28 protein-coding genes are annotated in these 26,822 nt (G+C 67.8%); 19 read left to right on the top strand and 9 right to left on the bottom strand.

What is annotated here, in order from left to right:
• Positions 1 to 153: 153 nt before the first annotated feature.
• Genes fabG through mpl form a run of 4 tightly spaced genes read right to left on the bottom strand, consistent with a single transcriptional unit; the run spans position 154 to position 3,616 of the window.
• On the bottom strand, positions 154 to 894 hold the full coding sequence (fabG, locus tag BKK79_RS13835) for a 3-oxoacyl-ACP reductase FabG (protein WP_071015461.1): 741 nt from the start codon (positions 892 to 894) through the stop codon (positions 154 to 156).
• A 31-nt stretch (positions 895 to 925) separates the two neighbouring features.
• Positions 926 to 1,531 carry a chorismate--pyruvate lyase family protein gene (locus BKK79_RS13830; RefSeq protein ID WP_071037891.1) on the bottom strand — a complete coding sequence of 202 codons (606 nt, stop codon included), beginning with the start codon at positions 1,529 to 1,531 and terminating at the stop codon, positions 926 to 928.
• Complete coding sequence (locus BKK79_RS13825; protein ID WP_071037890.1) at positions 1,528 to 2,133, bottom strand: YqiA/YcfP family alpha/beta fold hydrolase; 606 nt, start codon at positions 2,131 to 2,133, stop codon at positions 1,528 to 1,530. The genes BKK79_RS13830 and BKK79_RS13825 overlap by 4 nt, the downstream gene beginning before the upstream one ends.
• 16 nt (positions 2,134 to 2,149) lie before the next feature.
• Entirely contained in the window at positions 2,150 to 3,616 is a 1,467-nt protein-coding gene (mpl, locus tag BKK79_RS13820; protein WP_418235866.1) for a UDP-N-acetylmuramate:L-alanyl-gamma-D-glutamyl-meso-diaminopimelate ligase, read from the bottom strand.
• Between the two features lie 70 nt (positions 3,617 to 3,686).
• On the opposite strand from mpl, the gene BKK79_RS13815 reads away from it, so the two are divergent.
• The 10 genes from BKK79_RS13815 (at position 3,687) to BKK79_RS13770 (ending at position 12,324) form a co-directional block, all read left to right on the top strand.
• Complete coding sequence (locus BKK79_RS13815) at positions 3,687 to 4,394, top strand: UDP-N-acetylmuramate--alanine ligase (protein ID WP_071037888.1); 708 nt, start codon at positions 3,687 to 3,689, stop codon at positions 4,392 to 4,394.
• Positions 4,395 to 4,434: 40 nt separating this feature from the next.
• Positions 4,435 to 4,977: a TlpA family protein disulfide reductase gene (locus tag BKK79_RS13810; RefSeq protein ID WP_071037887.1), complete on the top strand. Its 543-nt coding sequence runs from the start codon at positions 4,435 to 4,437 to the stop codon at positions 4,975 to 4,977.
• A gap of 206 nt (positions 4,978 to 5,183) precedes the next feature.
• Positions 5,184 to 5,669: a type II 3-dehydroquinate dehydratase gene (aroQ, locus tag BKK79_RS13805; RefSeq protein WP_071037886.1), complete on the top strand. Its 486-nt coding sequence runs from the start codon at positions 5,184 to 5,186 to the stop codon at positions 5,667 to 5,669.
• 148 nt (positions 5,670 to 5,817) lie between these two features.
• Entirely contained in the window at positions 5,818 to 6,273 is a 456-nt protein-coding gene (gene accB / locus BKK79_RS13800; protein WP_071015478.1) for an acetyl-CoA carboxylase biotin carboxyl carrier protein, read from the top strand.
• Positions 6,274 to 6,441: 168 nt separating this feature from the next.
• Complete coding sequence (gene accC, locus BKK79_RS13795; protein WP_071015481.1) at positions 6,442 to 7,809, top strand: acetyl-CoA carboxylase biotin carboxylase subunit; 1,368 nt, start codon at positions 6,442 to 6,444, stop codon at positions 7,807 to 7,809.
• Positions 7,810 to 8,003: 194 nt separating this feature from the next.
• Entirely contained in the window at positions 8,004 to 8,897 is an 894-nt protein-coding gene (prmA, locus tag BKK79_RS13790; protein ID WP_071015483.1) for a 50S ribosomal protein L11 methyltransferase, read from the top strand.
• 10 nt (positions 8,898 to 8,907) lie between these two features.
• Positions 8,908 to 10,245 carry a DUF3426 domain-containing protein gene (locus BKK79_RS13785; RefSeq protein WP_071037885.1) on the top strand — a complete coding sequence of 446 codons (1,338 nt, stop codon included), beginning with the start codon at positions 8,908 to 8,910 and terminating at the stop codon, positions 10,243 to 10,245.
• Between the two features lie 69 nt (positions 10,246 to 10,314).
• Complete coding sequence (gene tpx / locus BKK79_RS13780) at positions 10,315 to 10,815, top strand: thiol peroxidase (protein WP_071015488.1); 501 nt, start codon at positions 10,315 to 10,317, stop codon at positions 10,813 to 10,815.
• Positions 10,816 to 10,888: 73 nt separating this feature from the next.
• Positions 10,889 to 11,836 (top strand): carbohydrate kinase family protein, encoded by a 948-nt coding sequence (locus tag BKK79_RS13775; protein WP_071015491.1) that lies wholly within the window; start codon positions 10,889 to 10,891, stop codon positions 11,834 to 11,836.
• A gap of 20 nt (positions 11,837 to 11,856) precedes the next feature.
• Entirely contained in the window at positions 11,857 to 12,324 is a 468-nt protein-coding gene (locus BKK79_RS13770; protein ID WP_071015493.1) for a hypothetical protein, read from the top strand.
• Between the two features lie 284 nt (positions 12,325 to 12,608).
• Here the strand turns inward: BKK79_RS13770 and BKK79_RS13765 are convergent, their stop codons facing one another.
• Entirely contained in the window at positions 12,609 to 13,310 is a 702-nt protein-coding gene (locus tag BKK79_RS13765) for a histone H1-like DNA-binding protein (RefSeq protein ID WP_071037884.1), read from the bottom strand.
• A 1,282-nt stretch (positions 13,311 to 14,592) separates the two neighbouring features.
• Positions 14,593 to 14,979, bottom strand: coding sequence for a hypothetical protein (locus BKK79_RS41540; protein ID WP_157128427.1), 387 nt, complete (start codon positions 14,977 to 14,979; stop codon positions 14,593 to 14,595).
• 314 nt (positions 14,980 to 15,293) lie between these two features.
• Here BKK79_RS41540 and BKK79_RS13755 point away from each other — a divergent pair, with 314 nt between their 5' ends.
• The 3 genes from BKK79_RS13755 (at position 15,294) to BKK79_RS13745 (ending at position 17,507) form a co-directional block, all read left to right on the top strand.
• Positions 15,294 to 15,764, top strand: coding sequence for a DUF2147 domain-containing protein (locus tag BKK79_RS13755; RefSeq protein WP_071015496.1), 471 nt, complete (start codon positions 15,294 to 15,296; stop codon positions 15,762 to 15,764).
• A gap of 193 nt (positions 15,765 to 15,957) precedes the next feature.
• On the top strand, positions 15,958 to 16,941 hold the full coding sequence (locus tag BKK79_RS13750; RefSeq protein WP_071015498.1) for a Bug family tripartite tricarboxylate transporter substrate binding protein: 984 nt from the start codon (positions 15,958 to 15,960) through the stop codon (positions 16,939 to 16,941).
• Between the two features lie 371 nt (positions 16,942 to 17,312).
• Positions 17,313 to 17,507, top strand: a complete 195-nt coding sequence (locus BKK79_RS13745) for a hypothetical protein (protein WP_071037882.1) — start codon at positions 17,313 to 17,315, stop codon at positions 17,505 to 17,507.
• On the opposite strand, the gene BKK79_RS13740 is transcribed toward BKK79_RS13745, so the two are convergent.
• Positions 17,504 to 18,690, bottom strand: a protein-coding gene (locus BKK79_RS13740; protein WP_085960481.1) for an IS3-like element ISRme13 family transposase whose coding sequence is annotated in 2 segments (ribosomal slippage) — positions 17,504 to 18,435 and positions 18,435 to 18,690 — 1,188 coding nt in all. Because the reading frame shifts where the segments join, the coding sequence is not laid out codon by codon here. The genes BKK79_RS13745 and BKK79_RS13740 overlap by 4 nt on opposite strands.
• Positions 18,691 to 18,753: 63 nt before the next feature.
• On the opposite strand from BKK79_RS13740, the gene BKK79_RS13735 reads away from it, so the two are divergent.
• Positions 18,754 to 20,871: a TonB-dependent receptor gene (locus BKK79_RS13735; RefSeq protein ID WP_198173280.1), complete on the top strand. Its 2,118-nt coding sequence runs from the start codon at positions 18,754 to 18,756 to the stop codon at positions 20,869 to 20,871.
• A gap of 86 nt (positions 20,872 to 20,957) precedes the next feature.
• Positions 20,958 to 21,644: a Fe2+-dependent dioxygenase gene (locus BKK79_RS13730; RefSeq protein ID WP_071015502.1), complete on the top strand. Its 687-nt coding sequence runs from the start codon at positions 20,958 to 20,960 to the stop codon at positions 21,642 to 21,644.
• A gap of 58 nt (positions 21,645 to 21,702) precedes the next feature.
• Here BKK79_RS13730 and BKK79_RS13725 read toward each other — a convergent pair whose 3' ends face one another.
• The gene (locus BKK79_RS13725) at positions 21,703 to 22,614 is read right to left on the bottom strand and encodes a LysR family transcriptional regulator (RefSeq protein ID WP_071037881.1); all 912 of its coding nucleotides are present in this window, start codon (positions 22,612 to 22,614) and stop codon (positions 21,703 to 21,705) included.
• A gap of 133 nt (positions 22,615 to 22,747) precedes the next feature.
• Between BKK79_RS13725 and BKK79_RS13720 the strand changes: the two genes are divergently transcribed.
• A complete protein-coding gene (locus BKK79_RS13720; RefSeq protein ID WP_071015506.1) occupies positions 22,748 to 23,140 on the top strand; it encodes a tautomerase family protein in 393 nt (130 codons plus the stop codon).
• Positions 23,141 to 23,241: 101 nt separating this feature from the next.
• Positions 23,242 to 24,075 carry an aldo/keto reductase gene (locus BKK79_RS13715; protein ID WP_071037880.1) on the top strand — a complete coding sequence of 278 codons (834 nt, stop codon included), beginning with the start codon at positions 23,242 to 23,244 and terminating at the stop codon, positions 24,073 to 24,075.
• A gap of 71 nt (positions 24,076 to 24,146) precedes the next feature.
• On the opposite strand, the gene BKK79_RS13710 is transcribed toward BKK79_RS13715, so the two are convergent.
• The gene (locus BKK79_RS13710) at positions 24,147 to 24,554 is read right to left on the bottom strand and encodes a hypothetical protein (RefSeq protein WP_071015510.1); all 408 of its coding nucleotides are present in this window, start codon (positions 24,552 to 24,554) and stop codon (positions 24,147 to 24,149) included.
• Positions 24,555 to 24,982: 428 nt separating this feature from the next.
• On the opposite strand from BKK79_RS13710, the gene BKK79_RS13705 reads away from it, so the two are divergent.
• Together BKK79_RS13705 and BKK79_RS13700 are read left to right on the top strand one after the other, a co-directional pair.
• On the top strand, positions 24,983 to 25,567 hold the full coding sequence (locus BKK79_RS13705) for a BPSL1445 family SYLF domain-containing lipoprotein (RefSeq protein WP_071015512.1): 585 nt from the start codon (positions 24,983 to 24,985) through the stop codon (positions 25,565 to 25,567).
• 107 nt (positions 25,568 to 25,674) lie between these two features.
• On the top strand, positions 25,675 to 26,574 hold the full coding sequence (locus BKK79_RS13700; RefSeq protein ID WP_071015514.1) for a recombination-associated protein RdgC: 900 nt from the start codon (positions 25,675 to 25,677) through the stop codon (positions 26,572 to 26,574).
• Positions 26,575 to 26,822 lie beyond the last annotated feature (248 nt).

The following is a 26,822-nucleotide window of genomic DNA, read 5'->3' as shown; positions in this document are numbered from 1 at the left end:
CGCAACTGGGCGGCACCCGCGAAGCCGGTCCTGCGGGAGGGAATGGGGCCGGTCGGCGCGCCGCCCGGTCAGAGACGCGATGATACCGCACCGGCGCGGGGCGTCGGCCGGGGCAGGATTGCCGCCCCGGGCAAGGCGCGCCCGCAGTGGCGCTCAGAGCGACATGCCGCCGCTGGCCTCGATCGCGGTGCCGTTGATGTAGCTGGCGTCGTCGCTGGCGAGGAAGGCATAGACGCTGGCGATCTCGGCCGGCTGTGCCAGGCGGCGCAGCCAGCACGACTCCTGCATGCCGTCGAGCACCTTCTGCGGCACGGTCTGCAGGATCTCGGTGGCGACGAAGCCCGGGCACACCGCATTGACCCGCACGCCCTTCGGGCCCAGTTCGCGCGCCCAGGTCTTGGTGAAGCCGATTACGCCGAACTTGCTGGCGGCATAGTTGGTCTGGCCGAAGTTGCCATACAGGCCGACCACGCTGGATGCGTTGAGAATCACTCCGCGGCCCTGCTCGGCCATGATCGACGCCACCGCCTGCGAGCAGTTGAAGACGCCCTTCAGGTTGACGTCGATGACGGCGTCGAACTGGGCCTCGGTCATCTTGGCCAGGCGCGCATCCTTGGTAATGCCGGCGTTGTTGACGAGGACGTCGATGCGGCTATGCTTGGCCAGCGTGGCGGCGACCATGGCATCGACCTCGTCGCGCCGTGTCACGTCCACCTTGAAGGCGTCCACCGTGGCACCGGTGGCGGCCAGGCTGGCAGCCGCCTCGCGCACACGCGCCTCTTGCACGTCGCACAGGATGACGATGGCGCCCTCGGCGGCAAAGCGCTGCGCCGTGGCAAAACCGATGCCGGCCGCCGCGCCGGTGATGATCGCTACACGTCCCTGCAGTTTCATGGGTGTCTTCTCTTTCTCTTGGCTGGTATGGTCAGGATGGAGGGAGGGGCCGCAGTCTGGTGCCGCGATCCCCGGGAGCCGCTCGCCGCAGCAGGTCCGGCAGGAAGACCTCGGTGACGAGCATGACGCCGCCGCCGCGCCGGAACACGGAGCGGCGCGCGGGCAGCATGGTGCCGGCCGCGAGCGCCGGCAACGCCTGGCGCAGGCGCCGCCACAGCGGATGGTGGGGCAGCAGCCGGGCGAACTGGAAGGGCTCGCGCAGCACGCGCGGATCGGTGAACAGCGCGCCGCCCAACGGACGCTCGCCCAGGCCACGCAGGAAAGGCCAGTCGCGCGGCGCATGGCGGGCCTGCACCACGGTATGTGCGAACACGGCCGGCGCATCGTCGCACACCAGCACCACGTCGCGCTCGAGCACCGGCAGCGGTCGTACCGCGCCCAGCGCCCGCCATTCGTCGGCCAGCGGCAGCGCCATGCGCTGCGCCAGCCGGCGCACGCGGAATTCATGGCTGGCGGCCACCAGGCGCGCGGTCAGCGAGCCGCCGCCGCAGACCCAGCGCCGCAGATTGGCGGGAATGGCCTCGTCGGCCGGCAGCACCGTGCTCCAGCCGCAGCGGCGCAGGTGCGGGGTGCTCATGCGCCGGGCCGGACGCCGCCGGGCCCGTAGCCGCAGAACTCCAGCACCTCGTCGAGATAGTCGGCGAACTCGCTGATGCCGTGGTCGCTGCCCTGGATCAGGCGCGTACGCGCACCGGGGAAGGCGGCCAGCATGTCGCGGTAGTCCAGCACTTCGTCGCCGGTGGCGGCCAGCAGCAGGTAGCGCTCGGGCTGGCTGATGGCGTCGACGCGCAGGTCGAGCAGCTCCTGCAGATGGCGGCGCTCGACCAGGATCTCGCCGCCGCCGTGCCACAGCGGCTGCGCGCCCAGGTAGGCCTCCAGGTCGGTCCAAGGATGGACGGCGGGATTGAGCAGCACCGTGCGGCAGCCATGGCGCTCGCCCAGCCAGCGCGCATAGAAGCCGCCCAGCGACGAACCGACGATGGTGAGCGGCTGGCCGGGGTCGCCGCCACGCGCTGCGGCGATGGCCGTCTCGGCCTGCGCGATCGCGCGCGCGGGCGAGACGTCGAGTTGCGGGCAGGCGTAGTAGCGCGCCACGCCCCACTCGCGCATGCGCTGCTGGATCAGCTGCGCCTTGAACGATTGCGGCGAGGAACGGAAGCCGTGCAGGTAGAGCAGCATGGCGCCGGCGGCTGGATCAGGCGGCCCGCAGGGCGAGGGCGTCCAGCAGCTTCTGGTGGACACCGCCGAAGCCGCCGTTGCTCATCACCAGCACATGGTCGCCCGGACGGGTGGCGGCGCTGACCGCCGCCACCAGGGCATCGAGATCGTCGAAGGCGCTCGCGCGGGCGCCCAGCGGCGCCAGCGCCCCGGCCAGGTCCCAGCCCAGCGCATCCTTGCCGCCCGGCGCGCCATAGCCGAACACCAGGTCGGCGCCGGCCAGGCTGGCCGGCAGCTGCGCCTTCATCACGCCCAGCTTCATGGTGTTGGAGCGCGGCTCCAGCACGGCCAGGATGCGCGCCTGGCCCACCCGCTTGCGCAGGCCGTCGATGGTGGTCTGGATGGCGGTGGGATGGTGGGCGAAGTCGTCGTAGACGGTCACGCCGGCGGCTTCGCCGCGCACTTCCATGCGCCGCTTGACGTTGGCGAAGCGGGCCAGCGAAGCGATCGCCTGCGCCGGCGGCACCCCCACGTGGCGCGCGGCGGCGATCGCGGCCAGCGCGTTCATGCGGTTGTGCATGCCTTGCAGGGACCACGCCACGCGGCCCTGCACGGACTCGTCGAGCAGCACGTCGAAGGCTTCGCCATGCGCGTGCGCGGCCGCGGCGTCGCGCTCGGTCCAGTTGCCCGTGCCGAAGGTCTCGACCTCGCTCCAGCATCCGCGCTCGAGCACGCGCGCGAGGCTGTCCTCCATGCCGTTGACCACCAGCCGGCCCTGCCCCGGCACGGTGCGCACGAGGTGGTGGAACTGAGTCTCGATCGCGGCCAGATCGGGGAAGATGTCGGCGTGATCGTATTCCAGGTTGTTCAGGATGGCGGTGCGCGGCCGGTAGTGGACGAACTTGCTGCGCTTGTCGAAGAAGGCCGTGTCGTACTCATCGGCCTCGATGACGAAGAAGTCGGAATCGGTCAGGCGCGCCGAGATACCGAAGTTCTGCGGCACGCCGCCGACCAGGAAGCCGGGCTGGTAGCCGGCATCCTCCAGGATCCAGGCCAGCATCGAGGTGGTGGTGGTCTTGCCGTGCGTGCCGGCCACGGCCAGTACCCAGCGCCCGGCCAGCACATGCTCGCCCAACCATTGGGGCCCAGATATATAGGGCAGGTTGCGGTCGAGGATCGCTTCCATCAGCGGATTGCCTCGCGAGACCACGTTGCCGATCACGAACAGGTCCGGCTGGAGGGCGATCTGCGCCGGGTCGAAGCCTTCGATCAGTTCGATGCCCTGGGCCTGCAGTTGCGTGCTCATGGGCGGGTAGACGTTGGCGTCGCAGCCGGTCACGCGGTGGCCGGCCTGCCTGGCCAGCACGGCCAGGCCACCCATGAAGGTGCCGCAGATGCCGAGGATGTGGATATGCATGGAATCCGGTATCGCTTGGGCCGGCGCAGGCGCCGGACGGTCAGCCATTGTACCCGAGCGCCTGCGCGCTTCGCTGCACTGCGGCATCCGGATCGATCCCGATGGACCGCCCCCATGACAGCACGGCCGCCGCGGCCGGCTCCGGTATCATCGAGGCATGCCAAGACACCTTCCCTCCGACCCCGCCCACCTGCGCGAAGAGATCGCCCAGGCCGCCGCCCGCATGATCGCGGAGGACGGCGCCGACTACGCCACCGCCAAGCGCAAGGCCGTGCGGCAGCTGCTGGGCGACGTACGCGTGGCCGGCGAGTGGCTGCCCGACAACGATATGGTGGAAGAGGAAGTGCGCGCCTACCAGGCGCTCTTCCACAGCGACAGCCAACCGCGCATCCTGGCGCTGCTGCGCCGCCTGGCCGTGCTGGCCATGGCCGAGCTGGCGGGCTTCCGCCCCTACCTGGTCGGGGCCGCCCTCAACGGCACGGCCACCGAGCACTCCGACGTCTACCTGCAGTGCTTCTGCGACAGCCCGAAGGATGTCGCGCTGCACCTGCTCAACGCAGGCGTCGACTTCGAGACCAGCGAGACCCGCCATTTCGCCGGCCGCGGCGAGGTCGAGACTCTCAGCTTCCTGTGGCGCGGCCAGTGGCCGGCGAGCCGCGAGACGCGCGAGCTGTCGGCCGAGGTGCGCGCGGAGCTCGGCACGCCGGTCGGCATCCATATAGCACTGTATGATGCGGACGATGAGCGCGGCGCCGTGCGCGCCGATGCCAGCGGCCGGATCGCCCGGGCCGACCTGAACGCCGTGCGCGCCCTGCTGGCCACGGCTGCCGACTCCGGCCAGGCCGCCACGGCGCCCCGGGATTGACGCGCCCGCCGCGGGCGCTCCAACCACCTAGCTGCAAGACATGACCCTGACCCCCGCCCCGCGGCGCTCGCGCCTGTGGATCTGGCTGCCGGCCATCCTGCTGGCCACGGTGGCCGGCATCCTGGCCGGCCGCCATGTGTTTTCTCCCAAGCCGGCCGCCGACCATGCCGTGGAAACCTTCTTCCAGGCCAAGCTGCCGGATCCGAACGGCGCCAGCCTCGACCTGGCGGCGCTGCGCGGCAAGACCCTGGTGGTCAACTTCTGGGCGCCCTGGTGCGGACCGTGCGTGGAGGAAATGCCCGAACTGACCGCCCTGCACCGCGAATACGCTGGCAAGCCGGTCGAATTCGTCGGCATCGGCATCGATTCGCCCAGCAATATCCAGCAGTTCCTGAAGAAGGTGCCGGTCGACTATCCGCTGGCCGTGGCCGGCTTCACCGGCACCGAACTGGTGCGCAACTTCGGCAATAGCGCCGGCGGCCTCCCTTATACGGTGATCATCTCGCCCGATGGTGCCGTGCAGTTCCGCAAGCTGGGCCGGGTGACGGCCGACGAGTTGCGGGCCGCCCTGCCCAAGACATGAGCGAATCTCGCACAATTGCACCGATTTTTATCGAAACCGAGCCGATCTTTTCGCAATTTTCACAAAGATGCCAAAAAGCGTCGCATTCGGCACGATTCGATAGGGGACAACCCTCGGAATTACCCGAGGCCTTGTATCGCGCGCTAGACAAATCCCTCTAAGCTACGGTAACCTCCGCGCAATTTCGTTGAAATGGTCGAGCTGCCGTGACCGCTACCCGCTCCAACCGACGCTCAGCTGGCTACCGCAAGGTCCTGGTCCTGCACGGACCGAACCTGAACCTGCTGGGAACCCGGGAACCGGAGACCTACGGGCACACGACCCTGGCCGATATCGACGCCGCGCTGGCACAGCGTGCCACGCAGGGTGGCCTGGCGCTGAGCAGCTTCCAGTCGAACCACGAAGGCGCGCTGGTCGACCGCATCCATGCGGCGCGCGGCGAGGGCGTAGACTTCATCATCATCAACCCGGCTGCCTACACGCATACCAGCGTAGCGATCCGGGATGCGCTGGCCGGTGTCGCCATTCCCTTCGTGGAGGTGCACCTGTCCAATGTGCATCGCCGTGAAAGCTTCCGCCATCACTCCTATTTCTCCGACCTGGCGGTCGGCGTGATCTGCGGACTTGGCTGGCAAGGCTACCTGCTGGCGCTGGACTACGCGCTATGGCAGGAAGCGCCCCCGGGAACCTGAACACCCGCTGTTCGCAGCAATAGACGAAAGATGGCGCCCCGAGCGCCTGGTGCCGCCGTGCGCGGCGAGGTCGGAAACGGCCGCAAACAATTTTTTCCGTCGCCGCCATGCCTGGCGGCGGCCGGACAACCGATTGGAGGAAAAGAAGATGGACCTGCGCAAGCTGAAGACGCTGATCGACCTGGTGGCCGAATCCGGCATCTCCGAACTGGAAGTGACCGAAGGCGAAGGCAAGGTACGCATCGTCAAGGCCCCGCCGCAGATCGTGGCCGCGCCGCAAATCCTGCCCCAGATGCAGGCGATCGCCGCCGCACCGGTGGCCCCCGCCGTGGCAGCCCCGGTCGAGCCGGGCGCTCCCCAGTTGCCGGCCGGCCACATCATCACCTCGCCGATGGTGGGTACCTTCTATCGCGCGCCGTCGCCCGGCGCCGCACCCTTCATCAATGTCGGCGACACGGTCAAGGAAGGCCAGACCGTCTGCATCATCGAAGCGATGAAGCTGCTCAACGAAATCGAGGCCGACAAGGCCGGCGTCATCAAGGAAGTCCTGGTCGAGAACGGCCAGGCGGTCGAGTACGGCCAGCCCCTGTTCGTCATCGGCTGATCCTGGCCGGCATGTCCGGGCAGCCGCTCCGCGCGCATTGCCCGGCCCCGCAAACGGGGCTCCGACACGCGGTCGTGCCGAGCCGGCAGCGGGCCCCTGCCAGGGCCGCCGGCCTGGCGGTCCGCCGTGCCATGCGGCTTCGCCGCCCAGTTCTCGCAGAGAGATACCATGTTTGAAAAAATCCTGATCGCGAACCGCGGCGAAATCGCCCTTCGCATCCAGCGCGCCTGCCGCGAACTCGGCATCAAGACCGTCGTGGTCTACTCCGAAGCCGACAAGGAGGCCAAGTACGTCAAGCTGGCCGACGAAGCCGTCTGTATCGGCCCCGCGCCGTCGCCGCAGTCCTACCTGAACATGCCGGCCATCATCTCGGCCGCCGAGGTCACCGACGCCCAGGCCATCCACCCCGGCTACGGCTTCCTGTCGGAGAACGCCGACTTCGCCGAGCGCGTGGAGAAATCCGGCTTCGTCTTCATCGGCCCGACCGCCGACAGCATCCGCCTGATGGGCGACAAGGTCTCGGCCAAGCAGGCCATGATCAAGTCCGGCGTGCCCTGCGTGCCGGGCTCCGAAGGCGCACTGCCCGATGATCCGAAGGAAGTCATGGCCACCGCCCGCCGCGTCGGCTATCCGGTGATCATCAAGGCCGCCGGCGGCGGCGGCGGCCGCGGCATGCGCGTCGTGCACACCGAGGCCGCGCTGATCAATGCCGTCAACATGACGCGTGAGGAAGCCGGCCGGGCCTTCGGCAATCCCGAGGTCTACATGGAGAAGTTCCTGGAGAACCCGCGCCACGTGGAGATCCAGATCCTCGCAGACCAGCACCGGCAGGCCATCTGGCTGGGCGAGCGTGACTGCTCGATGCAGCGCCGCCACCAGAAGGTGATCGAGGAAGCGCCCGCGCCTCACATTCCGCGCCGCCTGATCGAGCGCATCGGCGACCGCTGCGCCGAAGCCTGCAAGAAGATCGGCTACCGCGGCGCCGGTACCTTCGAGTTCCTGTACGAGAACAACGAGTTCTACTTCATCGAGATGAACACGCGCGTGCAGGTCGAGCACCCGGTCACCGAGATGATCACCGGCATCGACATCGTGCAGGAGCAGATCCGCATCGCCTTCGGCGAGAAGCTGCGCTTCCGCCAGAAGGACGTGCAACTGCGCGGCCACGCGATCGAGTGCCGCGTCAATGCCGAGGACCCGTTCAAGTTCACGCCTTCGCCGGGCCGCATCACCGCCTGGCACATGCCGGGCGGCCCCGGTGTGCGCGTCGACTCGCACGCCTACGACGGCTACTTCGTGCCGCCCAACTACGACTCGATGATCGGCAAGATCATCACCTACGGCGCCACCCGCGAGCAGGCCATCGCCCGCATGCGTATCGCGCTGTCGGAAATGGTGGTGGATGGCATCCTGACCAACGTGCCGCTGCATCGCGAACTGATGCTCGACGCCAACTTCGTCGAGGGCGGCACCAGCATCCACTACCTGGAGCACCGCCTGCAGCAGAAGGAAGTCGCCAAGGGCGACAAGTCCTGACATGCTGCTGGCGCACTGACGCGCAGACGTCCCGATGTCCTGAAGCGTCAGCTGGCCGGGCCGGTCGTTTCCCCGGCCCTCCCTCCCGCCGCCATGTCATACTGGCGGCTACGGCCGGCCCGGCAGTGCCCGGGCCGCCATCCGACACAGGCGCCACGCCGCGCGCCGCTCACCGGTTTGAAGAAGGATCATCCGTGGCATTCCAGGAATGTGTGATCGAGATCGCCGAAGAACAGGCGGAAGCCTGGTCCGACGCGCTGTTCGATCTGGGTGCGCTGTCGGTCTCGGTAGAAGATGCCGATGCCGACACGCCCGACGAGCAACCGCTGTTCGGCGAGCCGGGGCTGGAGCCCACGCGCCTGGCCTGGAACCGCTCGCGCGTGGTCGCGCTGTTCGACGACGGCGCGGATCCCGCCCTGGTCGTGGCAGCGGCCGCCAATGCGCTTGGCGTCACGCCCGTCCCCTCCTACCTGCTGCGCAGCGTCGAGGACCAGGACTGGGTGCGCCTGACGCAATCGCAGTTCGAGCCGATCCGCATCGGCGAGCGCATCTGGGTGGTACCGTCCTGGCATGACGCCCCGGAACCCGATGCCGTGGTGCTGGAGCTGGATCCCGGCCTGGCCTTCGGCACCGGCAGCCATCCGACCACGCGCCTGTGCATGCAGTGGCTGGAGCAGAATCTGCGGCCGGGCGAGACCGTGCTCGACTACGGCTGCGGCTCCGGCATCCTGGCCATCGTCGCCAAGAAGCTGGGCGCAGGCAACACCCTCGGCATCGACATCGACCCCAATGCGGTCGAGGCCTCGCGCTACAACGCCGAGCGCAACCGTGTCGAAGCCACCTTCGCGCTGCCGGAAACCGTCTCCGAAGCCACCCACGACCTGGTGGTGGCCAATATCCTTTCCAACCCGCTCAAGCTGATGGCAGCCATGCTCAGCGCGCGCGTGCGCCCTGGCGGCCGCCTGGTGCTGTCGGGCGTGCTCGAACGGCAGGCCGACGAGGTCGCGGCAGCCTATGCGCGCTGGATCGCGCTGAGCGTCTGGCGCAGCGAGGAAGGCTGGGTCTGTCTGCACGGTACCCGCACCTGACATCCCGACGATGGCCGCCGTCAAGCTCGTCACGCGCTGCCCCGCATGCCGCACGGCCTTCCGGCTGGTGGCGGACCAGTTGCGGCTGCGGCAGGGACTGGTGCGCTGCGGCCGCTGCGATACGGTCTTCGATGCCCGCCAGCACCTGATCGAGATTCCCGCCCCGGCCACCGCGCCGGCGCAAGGTGTGCGCGACGCGGCACAGACCGCCACGGCACCGGCGGCCCCCGCGGGTCCTGCCGACGATACCAGCCAGGGTGCTGCGGCAGAGCCGTACCGCGCGCCACCGTTCGACCCGGGCTATGACCCCGGCTATGATGTGCCGGCGCTGGACGCGCCGACCATGATGATGGGCTCACCCGGCTCCACCACCGCTGAAGCCGAGCCCGCGCAATCATCGGTGCCACCGCCGGAAGCGCGGCATGCCGGCGCCCCCGTTGGTTCGCCCGGGCAAGCCGCCACGGCGGAAGGAACACCTCGCCAGCAGGCGCCCGCTGCCTCCGCGCAGGCGCCTGCCCCCACCTGGCCCGCAATCGATGCAGCCGGGCTCGATGAGCCTGGCACCGGCACGACGCCGCGGGACGCTCCACCAGCGGAAGCGCCGCCTGCTGCCGAGGCTGCGGCGGAAGACGTCTCCGCCGGAGCGCCCGGGAAGCCCGGCGTCACGATGGCGGCTCCTCCGGAAGACAACGCCCGGCAGCCGAACGAAGGCATCCCGGATGCCTTCGCCGGCACCCCCACCGCGATCGCCAGCGAGCACGCCACGCGGCGCTGGGCCGCGCGGCAGGACGAAGCGCCCGCCGCTGCGTACGCCCCGGATTTCCTGCGCCATGCGCGCGCACACGAAACACCGCGCGCGCGTGGAGCAGGTCGGCGTGCCTGGCTGCTGGCCGGCGTGGTGGTACTCGCCATCGGCGCCGCCGCGCAGGCCACCTACCTGGCCCGCTCGCAGCTCGCCGGCCGCTTCCCGGCGCTGCGTCCAGCGCTGGAATGGGCCTGTGCGCCACTGGGCTGCACGGTGGCGCCCTGGCGCGACCTCGATGCCCTGCGCATCGACAGCTCGCAGCTGCAGAAGCAGGAAGAAGGCGGCGATACCTATGTGCTCAGCGTCACCCTGCGCAACCAGGGACGCGCCACCACCGCTCTGCCCGCCATCGAACTGGTGATGACGGATCTGCAGGACCAGCTCCTGCTGCGGCGCGTGCTGCAGCCCGCCGAATATCTCTCCCCGGCACAACGCGCCTTCGCCCAGTACGGCATGCGGGCCGGCACCGAGCTGTCGGTTCGGGTACGATTCCGTTCGCAGCAGGCGGCGGCCAACTACCGCGTGCTGCTTTTCTATCCCTGATTTCTGCAGACCCGCCGCACGCCGCCCTGCGCGCGCAGGCGGGCCCGCGCATCCACACAGGAGCCAAACATGAGCAACGTGACCCTCGGCGGTAACCCGATCGAAGTCGGCGGCAAGTTTCCCCAGCCCGGCGACCATGCCGCTTCCTTCTCGCTGGTCGGCAAGGACCTGAAGGACGTCAAGCTGGAAGACTTCGCCGGCAAGCGCAAGATCCTGAACATCGTGCCCAGCCTCGACACGCCCGTGTGCCAGGCTTCCGCGCGCCGCTTCAATGAAGCCGCCGGCAAGCTCGCCAACACCGTGGTGCTGACCATCTCGGCCGACCTGCCCTTCGCCATGGGCCGCTTCTGCACCACCGAAGGCCTCGACCACGTGGTGCCCCTTTCGCTGATGCGCGGTGCCGAGTTCAAGTCCAGCTACGGCGTCGACATCCAGACCGGCCCGCTGGCCGGCCTGACCGCGCGCGCGGTCGTGGTGCTGGACGAGAACAACGTCGTCAAGTACAGCCAGCTGGTGCCCGAGATCAAGACCGAGCCGAGCTACGACGCCGCGCTCGCCGCCCTGCTGTAATCCTCATCCGCCCGGCGCGCCTGCGCGTGCCGGGCCTGCCCCGCCACACCTCAACGCATTCCCTGGAGAAAGCATGGCCAGCCTGATTTGCGGCTCCGTTGCCTACGACACCATCATGACCTTCGAAGGACGGTTCCGCGAACACATCCTTCCGGACCAGATCCACATGCTCAACGTATCCTTCCTGGTCCCGGGCATGCGTCGTGAGTTCGGAGGCTGCGCGGGCAACATCGCCTACACGCTCAAGCTGCTGGGCGGCGATCCACTGGTGATGGCCACGGTGGGCGCCGACGCCGAGCCCTATCTGCAGTACCTGCGCCAGCTGGGCATCCCCACCACCTATATCCGCACGTTGCCCGACACCTTCACGGCCCAGGCAATGATCACGACCGACCTGGACAACAACCAGATCACGGCCTTCCACCCGGGTGCGATGAGCCAGTCGCAACTGTCCAGCGTGCAGGAAGCGATGCAGGGCGACACGCGGCCGGCGCTGGGGATCGTCGCGCCGGACAGCCGCGAGGGCATGCTGCACCATGCCCGCCAGTTCGCCGAAGCGGACGTGCCCTTCATCTTCGACCTGGGCCAGGCCATGCCGCTGTTCAACGGCGACGACCTGCGCCAGTTCGTTGAACTCGCCAGTTACGTGACGGTCAATGACTACGAGGCGCAGGTCCTGCTCTCCCGCACCGGCTGGAGCCACGAGGATGTCGCCGCCCAGGTGCGCGCGTTCATCGTCACGCACGGCGAGCACGGTGCCAGCATCCATGCCGACGGGCGCAAGTATGCGATCCCCGCCGTGCCGGCAGAACGTGTGGTCGACCCCACCGGCTGCGGCGACGCGTTCCGCGGCGGCCTGCTGTACGGCATCGAACACGGCCTCGACTGGGAAACCACGGGGCGCCTCGCCAGCCTGATGGGCTCGCTCAAGATCGCGCATCAGGGACCACAGAACCACAAGCCATCGCGTGACGAAATCCGTGACCGTTTCCAGGCGGCCTTCGGATTCCACTACGCGTAGTCTTCTTTTCGGGACATACCATGAACCAGAAGCTCCGTATCGGCGGCGCCGCCGTCCTCGCAGCCGCCACCCTGCTGGCCGGCTGTGCCGCACAGTCGAACTCGAACAGCGTCTACACCCCCGGCCAGGCTCAGCGCGAGCAGACGGTACGCTACGGCGTGGTCGAATCGGTACGCGAGGTTCTGATCCAGGGTAACCAGACGGGGGCCGGCACCATCGCCGGCGGTGCCATCGGCGGCGTGGCGGCCGGCAGCCTGATCGGCAGCGGCAACGGCTCGGTGGCAGCGGGCATCCTCGGCGCAGTGCTGGGCGGAATCGCCGGCAGCGCCACCGAGAACAAGATCAACCAGCGCCGCGGCCTGGAGATCACCGTGCGGCTGGAGAACGGCGACCTGCGCGCGATCACGCAGGATGCGGACGAGACGTTCCGCCCGGGCGAGCGCGTGCGGCTGCTGTCCTCCGGCGGCGTGACACGCATCACGCACTGAACCGAAGCCCTGCCGCAGCGCAGACCAGGGCGCCGTGTCCCGCAAGGGGCACGGCGCCCTTTTTCATGACGGGATAGCGAGGCCCGGCAGCCCACACGAGGCCGGCAGCGCACAGGACGAAGCGCAAGCGCCGCCCCAAAAGGAAAAGCCCGCCGGGCGCAAGCCTTCGGCGGGCTGGCAAGACGCTGGTCTTGCTGACCGGATACGCAGTATCCGGTCATGATGGCACGCGATGCGTGCCAGGCGGCCTCCGGTGACCGTAAACGGACGCCGGCAAGGCGCGCTTACGGACGGTTGCCCGTCGGAAACGGCCAGGCCGCGGCCGGGTTCAGGGTCGTCTTGGCAGCGGCAGCGGGAGCCACTGCGGGAGCAGCGGCAGGAGCAGCCGGGGCGGCAGCCTTCTTGGCAGCAGCCTTCTTCGGGGCGGCAGCCTTCTTCGGCGCAGCAGCCTTGGGGGCAGCGGCCTTCTTCGGTGCGGCAGCCTTCTTCGCTGCAGCGGCCTTCGGTGCAGCAGCCTTCTTCGGCGCAGCGGCCTTCGGCGCAGCAGCCTTCTTCGGCGCAGCGGCCTTCTTCGGTGCGGCGGCCTTCTTGGCCGGTGCAGCTGCCTTCTTCGCGACGGCAGCCTTCTTGGCCGGTGCAGCCTTCTTGGCAGCAACCTTCTTCACTGCGGCCTTCTTGGCCGGTGCAGCGGCCTTCTTGGCGACAACCTTCTTCGCCGCGACCTTCTTCACTGCAGCCTTCTTGGCCGGTGCTGCCTTCTTGGCGGCAACCTTCTTCACAGCGGCCTTCTTGGCCGGCGCAGCAGCCTTCTTGGCGACAACCTTCTTCGCCGCGACCTTCTTCACTGCAGCCTTCTTGGCCGGTGCTGCCTTCTTGGCGGCAACCTTCTTCACAGCGGCCTTCTTGGCCGGTGCAGCGGCCTTCTTGGCGGCGGGCTTGGCAGCGGCCTTCTTGGCCGCCGGTTTCTTCTTAGCAGTCGTTGCCATGGATAACTCCTTCACTAGCTAGTGAATATCGAATGACCTAGATTGGCGACCCGACCGACCCGAGGCCCGCCGCCTTGCGGCAGCCCCAGTCGAGCGAGCGATTCATCGGCGCGCTGCCGGACCGCAGCCGCACGCTTATGAATTCGGTGTCAGGCGTGCCGGCCCATCCGGCACGATTGCGGCAACAGGAAGCCCGCACCCGGACTTCCGACGCATGCCGCGTCCTGGAAGATTCGATTTGCCTGCGCCGCTCTTCGAGTCGGCGCCCGGCGGGGAATGAGGAGATATCGGTCGGCGTGCCTGTCGTGCGGGCTTGGCCTCGCGCACGGCAGACGGCATTCATTCGGGGGTAGCTGACCCAACCCGTTTCCGGGTCACAGGAGACTGCACGCATTTTGATAAGCCTTCCCGGCCCGGTCTGCGTCAATGTTCTCGTGCTCCTCTGCTACCTGCATCGCTGCATCATCAAGACGCATCGCCTATGTCATTCAATCCTGCGTCTTGCTTCCTTGCAATGAAGTGAGACTCTTGTCAAGGCGAATCATAATTCGTTTGCTCGATGATGTTAAGAAAAAAGTGCAAAAAAACTTGCACGCGAAGACCAGGCAATCTATCTCGCCTTTGCTTCGATACGACGCACGCATCGAGGCACGCGAGCGAGACGAAGTGCCGATGGAAATCCGCATCGCAACCACGCGCTCGCCGATGCCGGAGCACGTCGATGCAGCCTCCTGCTCGACGTGCATCGAGAGGCAAAGCCACACCGCTCACGACGTCATCGCGCATCGCGCGCGCGCCTGCGGAAGAGCGCTCCGCCGACTTGGCCTGTGCGCCGGAAACCCGCATGAATAAAGGCTTTGCGGCTGGCGATGGAATTCGCTCGACGCGCTCGCGTCGATGCCTGCGGCACCGTTCTCGCACGTCGTCGCAGCGCGCACACCGCGTGTGTCGGCACACACAGCGCACGGCTTTCGTCCCGTGCGCGATGCCACGAGGCGGAGCACGCCGGCCTGATGCCGGACCTGGCGCGGGCAAGCGACGCGCGTCGATGAGAGTGATGCATCCACGCAACGGTTTGCACCTCGTCGAACGAGACAGACACGACCGCGCGAGCATGCTCGCGCTCGCTGCCGATCGAGCGCGAGACGATTGGCAAGCTGCGACCCCGCGACAAGGGCAAGCGACAGGGCAGGCGACAGAGCGGGCAACGCAGTCGCGATGTACCGGAACCGCGACGAGTCGATGCGCATGCCATCGCTTCGCTGCGATGGCGCGACGCGGATCACGGCGACGGGCGTGGCGCGCAGATGCCGTGCGCGGACTCCGGGTTTCGCCTGACAAGAGACACGGCAGCCCGCCCCCTCCTCTCCCTCCTCTCCCTCCTCTCCCTCCTCTCCCTCCTCTCCCTCCTCTCCCTCCTCTCCCTCCTCTCCCTCCTCTCCCTCCTCTCCCTCCTCTCCCTCCTCTCCCTCCTCTCCCTCCTCTCCCTCCTCTCCCTCCTCTCCCTCCTCTCCCTCCTCTCCCTCCTCCCCCTCCTCTCCCTCCTCTCCTCGCTCTCTTGCCAAGCTCGCGTCGTGCCGTGGGTGCCGCCGCCCGTGCGGTACCGATGCCCCGGCCGGCAGTCAACTCGCATCTGGGCAAAGCCATGCGACGCGCGCGAAGCCGCCACGGGTGAGCTCCGACGCGGGCGGGGACGCACCGGCGCAACAGCGGCCCCTCGCTTAGAGGGATGCCTCCAGTGCGCAACCGGCTCGGCTTTGCTGCACCACGAGAAGCCCGGAAGCCGCGCCGCACGGCCGTTCCGGGCCAGCGGGTGAAGACCGGGCAGTGCGTTTGCATACGGCGGCCCAGATTGCAGTCCTGCGCCCCCGCCAGTAGATTGGCGAGCGCGCCCCTTCCCGCGCGCCTTGCCAGGCAGGCGAGGCCCGATGGAACGCGGCGCCGGGCCGCGCGCCGGCCATGCAACCAGAACAGGAGATCCCGATGCGTCATCACCCTTCCCATGGCATCACCCGCGGCATGCGCGCCGCGATGTTCGTCGCAGCGCTGCTCGGCAGCGCCGCCGCCTTTGCGCAGTCCAACCCGGCCGGGATCTGGAAGACCATCGACGACAGCACCGGCAAGCCGCGTGGGCTGGTGGAGATCAGCGAGAAGGAAGGCGTCTACAGCGGCAAGGTGATCAAGAGCTTCGTCGAGGACGAGGTGAAGTCGAAGGTGTGCGACAAGTGCACCGACGCGCGCAAGGACCAGCCCATCATCGGCATGACGATCCTGACCGGCCTGCGCAAGTCCGGAGACAACGAATGGAGCGGCGGCGAGATCCTCGACCCGGAGAACGGCAAGGTCTACAAGAGCAAGATGTCGCTCGCCGACAATGGCAGCAAGCTGAACGTGCGCGGCTTCATCGGCATCAGCCTGCTCGGCCGCACCCAGACCTGGGTGCGCGAACGCTGAACGGGGCGCGGCCCGCCGATGCGCCCGCACGCCGCCGCATCGGCAGCGCCGGCCGGTCCGGCCTGGCCGTCCGGGCATTCAGCGGATTGACAGCTTCGCTGGGTAAGATCCCTCGGTCCCGCGCGCGAGCCGCTTCCTGCCCCTCCGGCAATCCTCGCGCGCGGTCATCCCAGAACAGTCCAAGGAGACCCTGATGCGCCTTTCCGCCACCGGCCGTGCCCTGGCCCTCGCCACCCCCATCTTCGCCGCCGCCTTCGTGCCGGGCACCACCGCCCACGCCAGCGATGCCTGGCCGGCGCACGTCGTGAAGTTCGTCGTGCCGTTCACACCCGGTGGCGCCAACGACCTGGTCGCACGCGCGGCGGCGGACGCGGTCAGCAAACGCCTCGGCCAGACCGTGATCATCGAGAACCGTCCGGGCGCCGGCGGCATCGTCGGCGCCGACTATGTCGCCAAGAGCAAGCCGGACGGCTACACCTTCCTGGTCGGCGCGGTCGGCACCGTGACCAACGAACTGATCCGCAGCAAGATGCCGTATGCCTCGGATGACCTGGTGCCGGTGTCGCTGATCGCCGTGAGCCCGTCGGTCATCGTCGCCGCACCGTCGCTGCCGGCCAACAACCTGAAGGAGCTGGTGGCCTACTCGAAGAAACAGCCCGGCGGCGTCAACTTCGCCACCGCCGGCAGCGGCAGCACGCCCCACTTCGTCGAGGAGATGCTCAAGGAGAAGGGCGCGGCGCTGACGCCGGTGCCTTACAAGAGCGGTTCGGAGAGCATCACCGCAGTGATCGGCGGCCAGGTCGCGGCGACGTCCGAAGCCAGCGTGGTGGTACTCCCGCAGATCAAGGCCGGCAAGCTGAAGGCGCTCGGCGCAACCTGGGACAAGCGCATGAGCGCCGCGCCCAATATCCCGACCACCGCCGAGCAGGGCATGCCCGAGGTCCGCATCGGACACTGGGCCGGCATCTTCGCGCCCAAGGGGACCGATCCGGCCATCGTCAAGAAGCTGAATGCCGAGATGACTGCAGCCATGCAGACGCAGGAAACGCGGGAGCGCCTGCTGCCGAACGGTATCGAGCCGGCGGGCGGCTCGGTGGAGAGCTTCGTGGCGTTCATCAAATCCGAACGCGAGCGCCTCGGCCGCATTGCCAAGAATGCGAACATGAGCGCCGATTAATCCGCACCCGAAGCGGCCACAATATGTGGCCCTTGTCTGCACGAGGCCCGCTCCCGAGCGGGCCTTTTCTTTGCCAGCCCGGGCCTGGTGCGGCATGGGAGCAACTCATGGGCCACTTCCAAAAAGCTGCGCTCCCATTTTTGTATCGATATTGACGTCAAATGACCATACATAGATACATTCAAGCACGGATTATATTGTCTGTCTCGTCACCGCAACGCAAATTGCAACGAAAATCATTCGCATTTATATTGCGCTTCGCCGCTTTTGCATACTCCGCCGTTTCCGCCCGCAGCCCGGATCCGTGAGCGCCGCGGGATCGCGATGATCCCGTCGGTCTCGTTCATGACCGGGCAGACGAGACCACCGACATGAACCGCCGCACACCGATCGCCACCGCGCTGCTCGCCCTCTTCGCCGCCCCCGTCGCCGTTCACGCCCAGCAGGACCCATCCACACGGCCGCCCCAAGCGGCGCAGGCCCAGCAGGCGCCCGCCGCAGCCGGTGGCACGCTGAAGGAAGTGACCTTGCCCCTGTTCCACGAATCCCATAACCGAGGGAATTAGGCAGCCCGGTGTTGCTGAGCTGCGGACCAGTTTTTCTCGAACGTCATGGGGCTGACGTAGCCCAGCGTCGAGTGGAGTCGGCTGGCATTATAAAAGCCAAGCCAGTCAATTACCTCGTCCATTGCGGCGCGGCGGGTAGCGAACTGGCGACCGTGCAGGCGAGCGACCTTCAACGACCCCCACAGACTCTCAGTCGGCGCGTTGTCCCAGCAATCGCCCCTGCGGCTCATTGACGAGCGCATGCCATACGCCTTCAGGGCGTCTTGAAACAGATGGCTGCAATACTGGCTTCCCCGGTCGGTGTGCACAATCACACCGGCTTCCGGGCGGCGCCGGAACCAGGCCATGCGCAGCGCGTCCGTGACCAATTCGGCCTTCATGTGTGGTTGCATCGACCAGCCAACCACCTGCCGGCTGAACAGGTCGATGATGACCACCAGGTAGAGCCAGCCTTCGGCGGTCGCCACATAGGTTATGTCGCTCGTCCAGACTTGATTGGGTGCTGCTGGGCTAAAGTCGCGTTGCAGCAGATTGGGGGCCACCGGCAAATCGTGGTTCGAGTTGGTTGTCGCGATGTACTTGCGCTTGTGGCGGGCACGGATGCCGTGCAGCGCCATCAGCTTGCGAACACGCTCCTTGCCCACCCGCACCCCACGCGCCAGCAGTTCCTTCCACATGCGCGGCCAGCCGTACTCCCCCTTGACCCCGGCGTGAATCGCCTTGATGTGGGCCAACAAGGCATCGTCACTGAGTCGGCCTCTATCTGGCCTGTCGGTGCTTACTGTGCGTTGCTTGCGCTGGTGATAGCCGCTGGGGCTGACCCCTAACAGCTCACACAGGACCGAGACCGGCCAGTAACGTCGGTTTCGCTCGATGAACGCATACCTCACACCGACTCCTTCGCAAAGTATGCTGCGGCTTTTTTTAAAATATCGCGCTCCATCTTCAAGCGCGCCACCTCCGCCCGAAGCCGGGCCAGCTCCATCTGCTCCGGGCTGACCGGCTTCATACCCGCACCAGTCAGCTTGCCTTCCCGCTCCGCCTTGACCCAGTTATGCAGCGTCTGCGCTCTGATGCCCAGGGTCGCGCTAACCACTGCCATGCTCTGCCCGCTCTTCACCAGCCGTACCGCTTCCAGCTTGAATTCCAGCGTGTACTGCGCCCGCTTTGTCTTGCTTGTCATCACATCTCTCCTTGCTTCAGTTTAACCTCAGCAAGGGATTCGTTTTGCGGGGGCAAGCTCAAAGTGGTCGTGCAGGGCAGCGGCAGCCGCGACGACTACAACGCCGTCCACAACAGCATCTCCAAGCTGCCCGAGGACCTGCACGACGTGCCGCAGTCGGTCACGGTGGTGAACCAGGCGCTGATGCAGGCACAGGGCGCGAGCTCGCTGGCCGACGCCCTGCGCAACGTGCCCGGCATCACCATCGGTGCCGCAGAAGGCGGCCAGATCGGCAACAACATCAACCTGAACGGCTTCACCGCCCGCACCGACATCTACCTGGACGGCTTCCGCGACCGCGGCCAATACTATCGCGACACCTTCGCGCTGGAAGAAGTGGAAGTGCTGATGGGCCCCTCCTCGATGCTGTTCGGCCGCGGCTCCACCGGCGGCGTGATCAACCAGGTCAGCAAGAAGCCCTCGCTGAAGGCCGCCACCGAAGTCAGCGGCTCGGTCACCACCAACGGCCTGGTGCGCGCCACCGCCGACTACAACACGCCGACCTCGGACACCTCGGCCTTCCGCATCTCGGCCATGGCGCAGAACGGCAAACCCAGCACGCGCGACGAGATGACCGTGCAGGACTTCGGCATCGCCCCGTCCTGGCGCGCAGGCATCGGCACCTCGACCGAGATCACGCTGTCGGCACTGCTGCAGCACAATCACGACATGCCGGACTACGGCCTGCCGAACCTGAACGGACATCCGGTCAACGTCAATCGCAACGCCTTCTACGGCTATACCGATGACCGCACCAACCAGGACATCGCCTCGCTCAGCGCCGGCATCACCCACAAGATCTCGCCCAACCTGAAGCTGCGCAACCAGACGCAGTTCAACTATGTGGAGACGGATGCCCGCGAGACCGCGCCCAATGCGGTCGGCACGGTCGGCACGCGCGGCTTCACTGCACTGACCAGCAGTTCCCTGCCGCTGGACCGGCTGTTCGTGCGCCTGCAGAGCCACGACCGCAAGATCCGCGACTACTCGATCTTCAACCAGACCGAGCTGACCGCCAACTTCGACACCGGACCGGTCAAGCACACGCTGCTGCTCGGCACCGAGTTCGGCCACGACGGCTACAACAACCAGAACTACTACCGCGACGGCAGTTGCAACGGCGTGCCGCTGGTCAGCGGCACCACCGCCGCCACCACCGGCTACGCCGCCTGCGAGCCGCTGGCCAGTCCGGGCTACTCGGCCTCGCCGTCCAGCGTGGCCAGCACGCCCGGCAACCTGCAGGGCGGCTCGTCCAACACCATCGCGGCCTACGTCAACGACTCGATCGAGTTCAACAAGCACTGGAAGGCGGTGGCCGGCCTGCGCTACGACCGCTTCATCGCCAGCGTCACCAACTCGATCAACTCCGGCAACAGCGCGGGCGCGCCTTACTTCAGCACGGCGCTGGCCAACGCCCAGCAGACGGTCAACTTCACCAGCGTGCGCCTGGGCGGCATCTGGCAACCGACCGAGGCACAGTCCTACTATGTCTCCTACGGCACTTCGTTCAACCCGTCGCTGGAGCAACTGACCGCGACCGTCGGCCAGCAGAACCTCGATCCCGAGAAGAACAAGGCCTACGAGGTCGGCGGCAAGTGGGACCTGATGGGCGGCGACCTGTCGCTCAACTCGGCACTGTTCCAGATCACCAAGGACAATGCGCGCACGCAGATCGACTCCACCACCTACGCGCTGACCGGCACGATCCGCGTGCGTGGCTTCCGCGCCGGGGCCACCGGCCGCATCACCAGCAAGTGGCAGGTGTTCGCCGGCTACACCTATCTCGACGCTCAGATCACCAATGGCATCGGCGCGGGTACCCAGGGCATGGTGCCGGCCAACACGCCCAAGCACACGGCGACGGTGTGGAGCAGTTACCGCGTGCTGCCCGACTGGGAGGTCGGCGGCGGCGCATACTATATGTCGCAGCGCTTCGCCAACAATACCGATACCGTGCAGGTGGGCGGCTACGTGCGCTGGGACGCCATGGTGGCGTACCACCAGCCGAAGTACGACGTGCGCCTGAACCTGTTCAATGTGTTCGACAAGAAGTATTACGATGCGCTGATCCCGTCGGACGGCGGGCGCGCGGTGCCAGGCACCGGCCGCACCGCCATGCTGTCCTTCGTCTACCGCATGTAAGCAAGCGCCGCGGCGGGCCGCCACGGCCCGTCCGGCGCCTGCCCGGCCCTCGAGGCCGGAACGCAGCAGAACCCGCGAGAATCCGCATGTTGCTCCGCATTCCCAAAGTGCTCGACGCCGAACAGCTGGCGGCGCTGCGCGGCCGGCTCGACCAGGCCGGCGCGGCCTGGGTCGATGGCCGTGTCTCGGCAGGCTACTCCGGCGCGCCGGTCAAATCCAACCAGCAGATCGACGAGCGCACGGAAGTGGCGCAGGACTGCCAGCGCCTGATCCTCGGCGTGCTCGAGCGGCACCCCTTGTTCATCAGCGCCACGCTGCCGAATATCGTCTACCCGCCGATGTTCAACCGCTACGGCGAGGGCATGACCTTCGGCCCGCACGTGGACGGCGGCGTGCGCATCCACCCGCACGACGGCCGCAAGCTGCGCACCGATATTTCCGCCACGCTGTTCCTGTCCGACGCGGCCAGCTACGACGGTGGCGAATTGCAGGTGGAGGACACCTACGGCATGCACAGCGTCAAGCTCGATGCCGGCGACCTGGTGGTCTACCCGGCCACGAGCCTGCACCAGGTCACGCCGGTCACACGCGGTGTGCGCGTGGCGAGCTTCTTCTGGATCCAGAGCCTGGTGCGCGACGACATGCAGCGCAGCCTGCTGTTCGACCTCGACAATGCCATCCAACGGCTCAATGCCAGCGATGCCGATGCGGTCGCCCGCCGCACCCTGGTGGGCTGCTACCACAACCTGCTGCGCCAGTGGAGCGAGACCTGAGCGAGACCCGGTCAAGGCCTGAGCGTCAGCGCCACGGCGTACCGGCCTGCGCCGGCGTCTAGCCGAGCTGTTCCGCCAGCGCCGCGCGCACCTGCCCGACCAGTGGCGCCTCGCCAGCGCGTGCCGGCAGCAGGAAGAACTCCGCCGGCGGCAAGGGCGGCAGGCGCAGACGCGCCTGCGTGCGCGCATCCAGCGTGGCGATGCCCGGTCCGATCGCCGAGGCATTGAGGCAGGACAGGCCGAGGCCGGCCGCCAGCGCCAGTTGCAGGCCGGCGACACCGGAAGCCGAGTGCATCACCACATACTCGAGCCGGCGCCGCCGCAACAACTGCACCACATACTGGTGCAGGGAGCAGGTGTCCGGCAGCAGCACCAGCGGCAAGGGCACGCCCAATGCCTCGCTATCGCCTGGCGCCGCGACCCAGGCCAGGGTCTCGCGCCGCAGCACCGTGCCCGCCCCGGCCTTGCCCGTGCGACGGCTGCCATCGCGCGGGCGGGCGCGCCCTTGCGCCGCCGGTGCCAGCCGCATCGACAAGCCGATGTCGAAGCTGCCGCCATCCACCTCGGCTTCGATCATCGCGCTTTTCATCACCGTCACGTGCAGCCGCAACTGCGGGTAGCGCTCGCGCAGGCCGCGCAGCATGGCCGCGATCTCGCCGGGCCGGAAGTAGTCGGTGACCGCCAGGCGCAGCTCGCCTTCCAGCCCCTGCCCGCGCAGGTCCTGCAGCGCCATCTCGCTGAGGGCGAGGATACGCCGTGCATGCTCGAGCAGGCGCCGGCCCGCCGGCGTGGGGACTGCGCCCTGCTTGCCGCGCGTCAGCAGCGGCACGCCGGCGCGCGCTTCCAGCTTGCGCAGCTGCTCGCTCACCGAGGACTGCGAAAGGTACAGCCTCGGTGCGGCAGCCGACAGGCTGCCTGCCTCCGCGACCGTGACGAAGGTACGCAACTGGTCGAGATCGAACCCACGCATCGCAGCCCCCATGATCCAGATTCTCCGATAGATGTTATCGCATCTTCCCGCTTTTCCGATGGATATGGCCTCCCTAGAATGAACCCATCCCAACCCACTGCCCGCCAGCGGGCACGCCACCGGAGCCATCACCATGCCGCACATCGACCTGCAGATCTCGGGCACGCCGGACGCCACGCTCACGCGCCGCAGCGCAGCCACAGTGGCCGATCTCACCCAGCGCGTACTCGGCAAGAAGCCCGAGGTGATCGCCATCACGGTCCGCTACGTCGCGCACGCCGACTGGATCATCGGCGGCCGCTCTCTGGCGGAGCAGGACCGTAACGCCTTCCATCTCGACATCAGCGTGACCGACGAGACCAACACCAAGGCCGAGAAGGCCGAGTTCCTGCGCAAGGCGTTCGCGGCCCTGTCCGAGTTGATCGGCAAGGTCCATCCCTGCTCCTACATCCACGTCATCGACGCGCGCGCCGCGGCCTACGGCTACGGCGGGCTCACGCAGGAATACCGCCACCAGCACGGCTGACCCGGCGCGGCGCGCGATCTCGCATCCGACTACCATGTGGGAATGTGCGGCGTGGGCGCGGTGGGCGCGCACGCGCTGCACCGACCTGACAGGAAACCCGTATGCAGACAGTCATCCTGCCCGGAGGGGAGGCGGTGCCCGCGCTCGGCATGGGCACCTGGAACATGGGCGAAGACCCCGGCGCACGCACCGAAGAGCTCGCGGCACTGCGCCTCGGCCTGGACCTGGGCATGACCCTGATCGACACCGCCGAGATGTACGGCGAGGGCCGCTCCGAGCAACTGGTCGGCGAGGCCGTCGCCGGACGCCGGGACGGTGTCTTCCTGGTCAGCAAGGTCTACCCGCACCACGCCGGCCGGCGCGAGGCGGTGGCCGCCTGCGAACGCAGCCTGCGGCGCCTGGGCACCGACCGCATCGATCTCTACCTGCTGCACTGGCGCGGCCAGGTACCGCTGGCCGAGACCATGGAAGCCTTCCTGGCGCTGCGCGCGGCCGGCAAGATCCGCCACTTCGGCGTCAGCAACCTGGGCCTGGACGATATGCAGGAACTATGGGCAGTCCCGGGCGGACGGGACGTCGCCGCCAACCAGTTGCTGTACAACCTGGGTCGACGGGGCATCGAATGGGACCTGCTGCCCTGGCTGCGCGAGCATCAGGTGCCGCTGATGGCCTATTCCCCGCTGGAGCAGGCCCGGCTGCTGCGCCGCCCGGCGCTGGCGGGATTCGCGACGCGGCACGGGATCACCCCCGCGCAGGCGGCACTGGCATGGCTGCTGGCACGCCCGGGCGTGATCGCCATCCCGAAATCGGCCAATCGCGCGAGGGTGCGCGACAACGCCGGCGCGCTGGCGCTCCGGCTGGACGCGGCCCAACTGGCCGAACTCGATACCTTGTTCGTGCCGCCCGCCGGCCCGTCCGCGCTCGCCATGATTTAGAGGCCTGGCCTTGGGTGTTGGGTCTTGAATACATGGACCAGCCCGGCGGGCACAGGGCTCCTCAGGGCTCTTCAGCGCGCGGTACGGGACCGCTCGCTCTCGATATAGCGCACCAGATAGGCACGCGTCTTGGCTTCGGTATCGCGGCCGACCTGGTTGGCGGCCTGGCGTGCCGAATCGCGGCCGTGCGAAGACACCATCTGTGCATCCAGGTAATCGCGGAAGGCGACGCGGACTGCCTCCAGCTGGGCGCGGCAGGCCTTCAGCGCATCGTCGGCCAGTGCCTGGGCCGTGCCGCTGCGCGGGAGTTCGGCATCCGCCTGCCGCCGGGCACAGTCGGTGTAGTCACCGCGCAACGCCTGCCAATGCGCATTGGCGGACTCATTGGCAGACTGTGGAGCCTGCCCATCGACCGGCGGGCGCGACGCGCAGGCGGTCGCCAGCAAGCCGGCGGCGAGGAGTATGGGAGCGAGTTTCATGCTCCATCGACCGGTGCACCGGGGCAGGGTTCCCTGACGGTACAAAGTCTTACCGATCAGGCCCGCGCCGCAGCGCGGCTGGCGCTACCCCACGGGCGTAGGACGCATCCGCGGCCAATTCCAGACACTGTCCTACAGCGCGCCGGCGCACGGCTTTGTAGACTGCGAAGGGCAGATCCGGCCACCGCGGCGGCCGCCCCCTGTCCTGGATCAAACCCAGCCGCCACCGCGGGAACCGGGCCGCGCGAAATGCTGGATACTGGAACCCGTCGCGCTGTGTGGCGGCCCAGGCTCTCGCCATCGCTTCGGGACGCAGGCAGGCCCGGGGCCGGCAGCGTGCCGAAGACATGCAGGAATCAGCGGGGAGCGCGCCGGTGCGCTGGCGGCGGCGCGGCGTGGATTGTGGTTCCATCAACAGGAGAATGACAATGCAACGGAGATCGTTTCTGGCAATCGGCACCGGACTGGCGGTGGCGGCATCCGGCATGCTGCTCGGCGCCTGCACCACCACCTCGAACAGCGCGTCCACGGACAAGGTGGCCAAGCGCCGCGAGATCAATGCCGCCGTCGACGGCTCGCTCGACAAGCTGTATGGCAGCGTGAGCGGCTCGCGCGAACTGGCGGCACGCTCGCGCGGCATCCTGGTCTTCCCCAACGCGGTTTCCGCCGGCTTCATCGTCGGCGGCCAGTACGGCGACGGTGCCTTGCGCGTGGGCGGCAGCACGCGCGGCTACTACAACATCGTGGCCGGCTCGGTGGGCTGGCAGATCGGCGCGCAGTCCAAGGCCATCATCCTGATGTTCATGACCCAGGAGGCGCTCGACAAGTTCGTCGCCAGCCAGGGCTGGACCGCCGGCGTCGACGCCACGGTCGCGCTGGCCAAGGTCGGCGCCAACGGCGTGCTCGACACCAACACCGCGCAGCAGCCGGTGGTGGGCTTCGTCGTCACCAACGCCGGCCTGATGGCTGGCCTGAACCTCGAAGGCAGCAAGATCTCCAAGATGGACCTGTAGCCGGGCCTCCCTCCGTCCCATGCGCGGGACGTTCGCGCGGCGCGGCAAGCACATTGCCGCGCCCGCCGCGCGAACGGATAGAATTCGTCCCTTTGGCCGAATTCTCTATGTGGTTCAAGAACCTGCAGTTGCACCGCCTGAGCGCGCCTTGGTCCCTCAGCGCGGATGACGTCGAAGCCTGCCTGTCGAAGCATGCCTTCTATCCGGGCACCAGCCTGGAGATGCAGACGCAGGGCTGGGCATCGCCGCGCGAGAACGGTGCCCTCGTGCACCAGGTGGGCAAGCAGATGCTGCTGACCATGCGCGCCGAGAAGAAGCTGCTGCCCGCCACCGTCGTCAACCAGGTGACCAAGGCGCGCGCCGCCGAGATCGAGGAACAGCAAGGCTTCAAGCCTGGCCGCAAACAGTTGCGCGAGCTCAAGGACCAGGTCACCGAGGAACTGCTGCCGCGTGCCTTCAGCATCCGGCGCGACACGCGCGTGTGGATCGATCCCGTCAACGGCTGGCTGGCCATCGACGCCGCCGCGCCGGCCAAGGCGGACGAAGTGCGCGGGCTGCTGTTCAAGGCCATCGACGGCCTGGCCATGCAGACCCTGCAGGTCAACCAGTCGCCGGTGGCCGCCATGACCGACTGGCTGGCGACCGACACCGCGCCCGCCGGCTTCTCGGTGGACCAGGAAATCGAGCTGCAATCGAGCAATGAGAGCAAGGCCACGGTGCGCTACGTGCGCCATCCGCTCGACCCGGAAGACCTGCGCCGCCATATCGCCGCCGGCAAGCGCTGCACGCGCCTGGCGATGACCTGGAACGACCGCGTTTCCTTCGTGCTGACCGAGTCGCTGGCGGTCAAGCGCGTGGCACCGCTGGACATCATCAAGGAACAGGCCGACAGCGGCGCCCAGGACGAGGACGAGCGTTTCGACGCCGACTTCACGCTGATGGCCGGCGAACTGTCCGGCCTGCTGGGCGACCTGGTCGGGGCACTGGGCGGCGAGCGCAGCGCCTGAAGTCTGACGCGCGCCGGGGCGTCTGCCCCGGGGGTACTACTACGGGTAGTACCCCGGCCCGCGCTCCACGCGGTTGCTGCGCGGGCCGCCAGCCCTTTGCCCAGGCGGCCCGGCGGCAGCCGGCAGGCGGCCCATAGCCACCACCATCGACACTAGGGATAGTGGCAGAACATCCAGACCAGACTACGGATAGTGTTTATTTCCGCTTTTTTCCTTTTCCGTACCGGACCCCGATGCTAGAATCCCGG

Source organism: Cupriavidus sp. USMAA2-4 (assembly GCF_001854305.1).
Taxonomy (GTDB): domain Bacteria; phylum Pseudomonadota; class Gammaproteobacteria; order Burkholderiales; family Burkholderiaceae; genus Cupriavidus; species Cupriavidus malaysiensis.
Note: the sequence above shows the minus strand (reverse complement) of the source record. Positions and strands in the feature narration are given on the sequence as shown.